Origin of the sequence: Roseiarcus sp., assembly GCF_049514155.1 — a bacterium.
GTDB lineage: Bacteria > Pseudomonadota > Alphaproteobacteria > Rhizobiales > Beijerinckiaceae > Roseiarcus.
In genome coordinates this window covers 1-6,364 of record NZ_JBEKVH010000190.1, presented here as the reverse complement: position 1 = coordinate 6,364, position 6,364 = coordinate 1, and the positions used below count along the sequence as shown (strand labels likewise).

The following is a 6,364-nucleotide window of genomic DNA, read 5'->3' as shown; positions in this document are numbered from 1 at the left end:
CGAGCCGGCGGAAGCTCCGCCGAACGAGCGCGCCGGCGCCGAGGCCGGCAGCGAACTCAGCGGCGGATCGATGACGCCAAACGGCGGCTGGACCGGAACGACTTGTCCGATCGCGCTCGCCGTCGGCGGCGACGGCGGCGACCACGGCGCAGGCGCCGAGGTCGGGATCGCCGGGTGGCCGATCGGCGCGCCGCCCGTCACGCCCTTGAAGATGGCGTTGGCGAGCCGCTCGATGATCGCGACGTCAGGCAGGAACGAACCCCCAGGCGCCTGCGGATCGGCCGCGCCGGCCAGGCCGGCGCCGTCCGTCTCAGGCGTAGGCATGCGTGTATTCCGGATAGCGGCCAATCTCGACGTCGTCGAGCACCGCCACCGCGTCCTCGGTCAGCACCGCGAGCGAGCAGTAGAGCGAGATCAGGTAGGAGGCGATCGCCTTGCGGTTGATGCCCATGAAGCGAACCGACAGGCTCGGCGCAATCTCGCCGGGAACGCCGGGCTGGAACAGGCCGACTGCGCCCTGTTTCTTCTCGCCGGTGCGCACCAGCAGGATCGAGGTCTTCTCGCTCCCTTTCGCGCCGGCTCTAATCTGGACCTTGTCGGAGGGCACCAGCGGAATGCCGCGCCAGGTGATGAATTGGGCGCCGAACAGGCTGACGGTCGGCGGCGGCACGCCGCGGCGCGTGCATTCGCGGCCGAAGGCGGCGATGGCGCGCGGATGGGCGAGGAAGAAGCTCGGCTCCTTCCACACTTTGGTCAGCAGCTCGTCGAGATCGTCGGGCGTCGGCGGGCCCTTGCGCGTCTTGATCCGCTGCGTCGGCGCGGCGCTCGCCAGCAGGCCGTATTCGGCATTGTTGATCAGCTCGCCTTCCTGACGCTCTTTCACCCGTTCAATCAGCAGGCGAAGCTGTTCCTGAACCTGGTCGAAGGGCTGGCTGTAGAGGTCGGAGACGCGCGTCTGCACGTCGAGAACGGTGGTGACCGCCTTGAGGAAATATTCGCGCGGATTGGGATCGTAGTCGACGAAGGTTTCCGGCAGATCGGGGTTGCGGTCGCGCGGCGGGCTGCACTCGACCTCAGCCGTGGGGACCTCCTTCTCCTTGACGCGGTTGAGACGGAAGATGCCCGCTTCGACCGGCGTCCAAGCGAGGAAGTTGACCAGCCAGCGCGGAGAAATGCCGCTCCATTGCGCGCGCGTCTTGGTCGCGTTGGCGAGCTGGCGCGCCGCCCCTTCGCTCAGCGTCCTGCGGGTTTCTACCTCGTCAGCCATACCTTTTGCCCCTTTTGCAATTTGGCTCTGGGTTCGCCGCGACCGCGAGCGCTCCCTGGCGCCGGAAGGCGCCCGTGCGCCCCGCTGAAATGTTCTCGTCGGAATGTTCCCGAACGCTGCGATGCGGCTTAGCGCAACGCGCCAGGCGCCGCAAACCTAAATCCCGTCCCCTCCGACGAAGGTCTCGTGGCGGGCCTTGGCCTGCGTCACCCGACTTGCAGGGGGAACGCTGTGCGTGAGCCACACGTTGCCGCCGATCGTCGATCCCTTGCCGATGACGATGCGACCGAGAAGCGTCGCGCCGGCGTAGATGACGACGTCGTCCTCGACGATCGGATGGCGGGGGTAATTCTTGCGTAGGCCGCCGGTCGTCTCGTCGGTTTCGAACCGCACCGCGCCGAGCGTGACAGCCTGATAGATGCGGACGTTGCGGCCGACAATCGCCGTCTCGCCGATCACCACGCCGGTGCCGTGGTCGATGAAGAACCGTTCGCCGATCTCGGCGCCGGGGTGAATGTCGATGCCGGTGCGCGAGTGCGCGTCTTCGGCGACGATGCGCGCCAGCATCGGCGCGCCGGAACCGTAGAGGCGGTGGGCGATGCGGTGACGCAGGACCGCCGCCGCGCCGGGAAAGCTGAAGATGATTTCGTCGACGCTCGCCGCCGAAGGATCGCCGTCGAGCCCCGCGCGGACGTCAGTGTCGACCAGCGCGCGCACGTGCGGCAGCGAAGCGGCGAATTCGGCGACGATCTCCCCGGCCCTGGCGGGATCGCCGTCGGCTGCGCCGACGCCTTCGGCGCCGAGCGCCAGCTCGAGCGCGATCTGGCGCTCAAGCATCGGCAGCGCGCCGCCCAGCGAGCGGGCGACGAACGTGTCGACCTCCCGCGCGCTCAGACCTTGCGGCCCGAAATGGCGCGGATAGAGTGCCTGGACGACGGCGTCGACGACTTCGATCGTCGCTTCGCGCGACGGCAGTTGCGGCGTCGCGCCGCGATAGCGTCGCCGCTGCGATGCGGCGCGCAGGCGTCGCAACTGGTCGACGACGTCCGAGACCTTGAATTGATCGTCGTCGTTAGCCCATTCGTCAGTCTGAGCGCTCAAGCAGCCAGCCCCGTGGCGTCGAACACGCCTTCGAACAACACCGTGCTGAGGTACCGCTCGCCGGAGTCGGGCAGGATGACGACAATCGTCTTGCCGGCGTTCTCGGGCCGCTTGGCGAGACGCACGGCGACGGCGACGGCGGCGCCGCTCGAAATGCCCGAGAGAATACCCTCCTGGGCGGTGAGACGGCGTGCGTAGAGGACGGCTTCCTCATTGCTGACCTGTTCGACCGCGTCGACCAGCGACAGGTCGAGCACGCCGGGCACGAAGCCGGCGCCGATGCCCTGGATCTTGTGCGGCCCGGGCTTCAGCGGCTCGCCGGCGAGCTTTTGCGTCAAGATCGGGCTCGCCGCCGGCTCGACAGCGACCGAGGCGATCGCCTTGCCCTTGGTCCGCTTGATATAGCGCGAGACGCCGGTGATCGTGCCCCCAGTGCCGACGCCGGAGACGACGATGTCGACCTTGCCGTCGGTGTCGTCCCAGATTTCCGGGCCGGTCGTCTTCTCGTGAATGGCAGGATTGGCCGGGTTCTTGAACTGCTGCAGCAGGACGTAGCGCTTGGAATCGGAGGCGGCGATCTCCTCCGCCTTGGCGACGGCGCCGTTCATGCCCTTCGGCCCCTCAGTGAGGACGAGCTTGGCGCCGTAAGCGATCAGTAACTTACGTCGCTCGATGCTCATCGTCTCGGGCATGGTCAAGGTAAGCGGATAGCCGCGCGCGGCGGCGACATAGGCAAGCGCGATGCCGGTGTTGCCCGAGGTCGGCTCGACGATTTCCTTGCCCGGGCCGAGCAGGCCACGCTCTTCGGCGTCTGCGATCAACGCCGTGCCGATGCGGTCCTTGACCGAATAGGCGGGGTTGCGTCCCTCGATCTTGGCCAGAACCGTCGCAGCCGCGCCCTCGGTGACGCGGTTGAGGCGGATGAGCGGCGTGTGACCGATTGAAAGCGAATTGTCTTCGTACCAGCGGGTCATGTGCAGCCTCTAAATTCCCTTAGTCCATCGAATTTATATCTATATTCCCAAATTGACCTCCAGGCAAGAAGGCTACAAGGCCCCGCTGTGAATCGGTCTGACGATTGAACTCGCGGACCCGCCTAAGGCGAATGCCGCTGCGTGGCGCGCTGGGCGGACGAGGTTGGCAAGACCAGAACGGCCTTTTTCCAGACGCGCGAGACTAGCACAGCAAATGTCCGAAACTTCGTTCTCGGGCGAGAGACCGATCATTCTCCTTTCGGCCAATCGCAGTAGTTTCGCGCGTGCGACCTCGTTGGGAGACGTCAGTTCTGAGTTGTGCTGTGGCGTTGAAATCGAGCGACCCGGTTCTCAACTCGTCGGGCCTATGACCAACTGTCGGGTCTGAGTCTTCCAGCTGCCTCGTGAAGAGCCACCGCGAAAAGATCGATGTCGGCTTTCGTCGTTCGGTGATTGACGATTGCCGCGCGTATGACGGGGCGTCCCAACACATTTGTCATCGAAGGAGCGGCCAGGCCGCGCTCTTGCAGATCGATGACGATCGCTTGATTGGCCTGATCGGGCCAGCCGGCCTTGAGCGCGAAGCAAACGATATTGAGGCTTACGGGAGCGCGAAGTTCGAAGATCTTGGAACGGGAGAGCGAGTCTGCAAGGTAGCAGGCGTTATCGCAGGACGCCTCGATGGCGGCGCCCAATCTGTCGGCTCCATGGACCTGGAACGTGAACCAGGTTTTCAGCGCGCGAAATCCGCGAGACAAATCAGGACCGAGATCGCAGGGCCAGACGTCACCAGCGGCAAGGCCCCGCGGAGCGCGCTGGAGATAGGCAGCGGCGCTCGCGAATGTTCCGCGATGCATTTCGCCGTCGCGCACCAAAAGGAACCCGGCATCGTAGGGGACATGCGCCCATTTGTGAAAGTCGAGGGCAATCGAATCGGCGAGTTCAATGCCCGCGAGCCGGGGCTTTAGGGCCGCGCTTAGAGCCGCCAGCGCGCCGAACGCCCCGTCGACATGAAACCGGAGACCATATTCTCTTGCGATCTGAGCGAGGCTTTGCAGAGGATCGATCGCCCCCGTGTCGACGGTACCAGCGGTCCCCACGATGAGAAAAGGTGACAGTTTGGCAGCAAGATCCCTGTCTATTGCGGCCTGCAACAAATCAGTACGAATCCGCCCAGCGGAGTCGGCGGGGATCGGTCTCAGATGCGCCGACCCCGCCCCGGCGAGTTCCATGGCCTGAGTGACGCATCCGTGCGCATGAACAGAGGTGTAGGCGACGAGTTGCTTGCCTGACGCGAAAAGGCCTGAGCCACGGACTTCATGTCCTAGCGCGGCGTCGCGCGCGACCAAGAGGCCAAGAAAATTGGCGGCCGAGGAGCCCGTCACGAAGACGCCTGTCGAGCTTTGAGGAAATCCGAGCAGTTCGGCGGCCCATCGCGTGATCTGGCGCTCGACTTCGATTCCGACGTGATTGCGCCCTCCGCAGTTGGCGTTGAGCCCAGCGGCGAGCATTTCAGCGACCATGCCGACCGGCGTTCCCGCTCCATGCACCCAGCCCATGAACAGCGGGTGGGTGTTTCCGACAGCGTAGGGCTTGATGTTCGTTTCGAAGTCTTCAAGCACATCATCAAATTCGCGCGGCTGTCGCGGAAGAAGCGATTGAAAGCGCTGACGCACCCTCGGCGGAGTGTTTCGCCAAACCGGCTGCTCGCGTGCGCCTTGAAGAAAATCGATCATGTGCTCGAGCGCCCGGTGACTGGAGGCCCGAAACGCCTCCCAGTCATTTGGGTCAAGGTTGTCGCTCATAGTTTGTGCTCATAGCCTGTAGAAAGGAGTGGCGCGAGGGAGCGATGGGTGAAGACCTGATCGATCAGACGTCTCAATTCCTCGAAAGGAGCATCGAGATTCCGTCCCCACTGCACGAACGCGATAATATGCTGCCTGGTCTCCTAAGGCGAATGCGAACCGTCGGACATCTCTCGGATAGTCTCGGCCCACATGGTTCCCTTTCGTGTCTCACAATCGAAACGGGCTAGAAACATGAAGAACAGACCGCTCGGCACGCAGGGGAGTCGTTTCAAAGCCTCCTAGGCGACAACGCGTGGACGCTCGTCGCGTTCGTCCCGTTCGAGTCGCACGATGTGTTGGGCCCAGCGCGCCGACCATTCCCGAAGTTCTGTCGGACTGAGCGGCGTCGGCGTCTTTGAGGCTTCGTGCTTGGCGATATGACGGGCGAGCGCCCGGTAGACGTCGGCCTGTTTAGAGTCCGGCGCCGCCTCTATTGTGGTCTTGCCGGACAGTTCGGCCTGCGTGACGGTCAGCGAGCGCGGCACGAACTGGACGATCGGCGTCGAGGTGCGCGCAGCAAAATCCTCGATGATCTCGCGCTGGAAATCGGTGTTGATCGAATTGGCGATGATGCCGCCGAGCAGCGCGCCGCCGGAGTTGGAGAATTTCTCGATGCCGCGAAAGAGATTGTTGGCGGCGTAGATCGCCATGAAGTCGGCCGAGGAAACCGTGAAGACGTGCTCGGCGATGCCCTCGCGGATCGGCACGGCGAAACCGCCGCAGACGACATCGCCGAGTACGTCGTAGATGACGATATCGAGGTCGAGATCCTCGAACACGCGCTGCTGCTTCAACAGCTCGACCGCGGTGATGATGCCGCGGCCGGCGCAGCCGACGCCAGGCTGGGGGCCGCCGGCCTCGACGCAATAGATGCCGCCAAAGCCCTTGAACACGGCGTCGCGCGCGTCGACGCGCCGCCGCTCGGCGAGCAAGTCGAGCACCGAAGGAATGTACTCGCCGCCGCGCAGCGTGTTGGTGGAATCCGCTTTCGGGTCGCAGCCGAATTGCATCACCTTGTAGCCGGCTTCGGCGAGCGCCGCCGAGATGTTGGACGTCGTGGTCGACTTGCCGATGCCGCCCTTGCCGTAAATGGCGATCTGCTTCGGTTTGCGGGACATGATCAACGCTCCTTGAAAATTGGCGCCGCGAGGTCAGCCGTGCGAGAAAGTCGGCTC

The 6,364-nt window shown here is 64.4% G+C and carries 5 protein-coding genes and 1 pseudogene; all 6 read right to left on the bottom strand.

Annotated features, from left to right (window positions below):
• A pseudogene (locus ABSF49_RS19225) lies at positions 1-324 on the bottom strand (hypothetical protein); the annotation flags it as partial.
• Positions 311-1,267: a family 2A encapsulin nanocompartment shell protein gene (locus tag ABSF49_RS19220; protein WP_424114250.1), complete on the bottom strand. Its 957-nt coding sequence runs from the start codon at positions 1,265-1,267 to the stop codon at positions 311-313. The pseudogene ABSF49_RS19225 and the gene ABSF49_RS19220, both read right to left, overlap by 14 nt.
• A 156-nt stretch (positions 1,268-1,423) precedes the next feature.
• Positions 1,424-2,368: a serine O-acetyltransferase gene (locus tag ABSF49_RS19215; RefSeq protein ID WP_424114249.1), complete on the bottom strand. Its 945-nt coding sequence runs from the start codon at positions 2,366-2,368 to the stop codon at positions 1,424-1,426.
• A complete protein-coding gene (gene cysK, locus ABSF49_RS19210; RefSeq protein ID WP_424114248.1) occupies positions 2,365-3,342 on the bottom strand; it encodes a cysteine synthase A in 978 nt (325 codons plus the stop codon). Before cysK ends, ABSF49_RS19215 begins: the two co-directional genes overlap by 4 nt.
• A 365-nt stretch (positions 3,343-3,707) precedes the next feature.
• Entirely contained in the window at positions 3,708-5,147 is a 1,440-nt protein-coding gene (locus ABSF49_RS19205; protein ID WP_424114247.1) for a pyridoxal phosphate-dependent decarboxylase family protein, read from the bottom strand.
• Positions 5,148-5,428: 281 nt separating this feature from the next.
• Positions 5,429-6,307: a nitrogenase iron protein gene (nifH, locus tag ABSF49_RS19200; protein WP_424114246.1), complete on the bottom strand. Its 879-nt coding sequence runs from the start codon at positions 6,305-6,307 to the stop codon at positions 5,429-5,431.
• Positions 6,308-6,364 lie beyond the last annotated feature (57 nt).

What these genes read in the sequence shown, in the direction of transcription:
- ABSF49_RS19220 (WP_424114250.1), bottom strand. Translation starts at nt 1,267, where the DNA reads ATGGCTGACGAGGTAGAAACCCGCAGGACGCTGAGCGAAGGGGCGGCG.
- cysK (WP_424114248.1), bottom strand. Translation starts at nt 3,342, where the DNA reads ATGACCCGCTGGTACGAAGACAATTCGCTTTCAATCGGTCACACGCCG.
- ABSF49_RS19205 (WP_424114247.1), bottom strand. Translation starts at nt 5,147, where the DNA reads ATGAGCGACAACCTTGACCCAAATGACTGGGAGGCGTTTCGGGCCTCC.
- nifH (WP_424114246.1), bottom strand. Translation starts at nt 6,307, where the DNA reads ATGTCCCGCAAACCGAAGCAGATCGCCATTTACGGCAAGGGCGGCATC.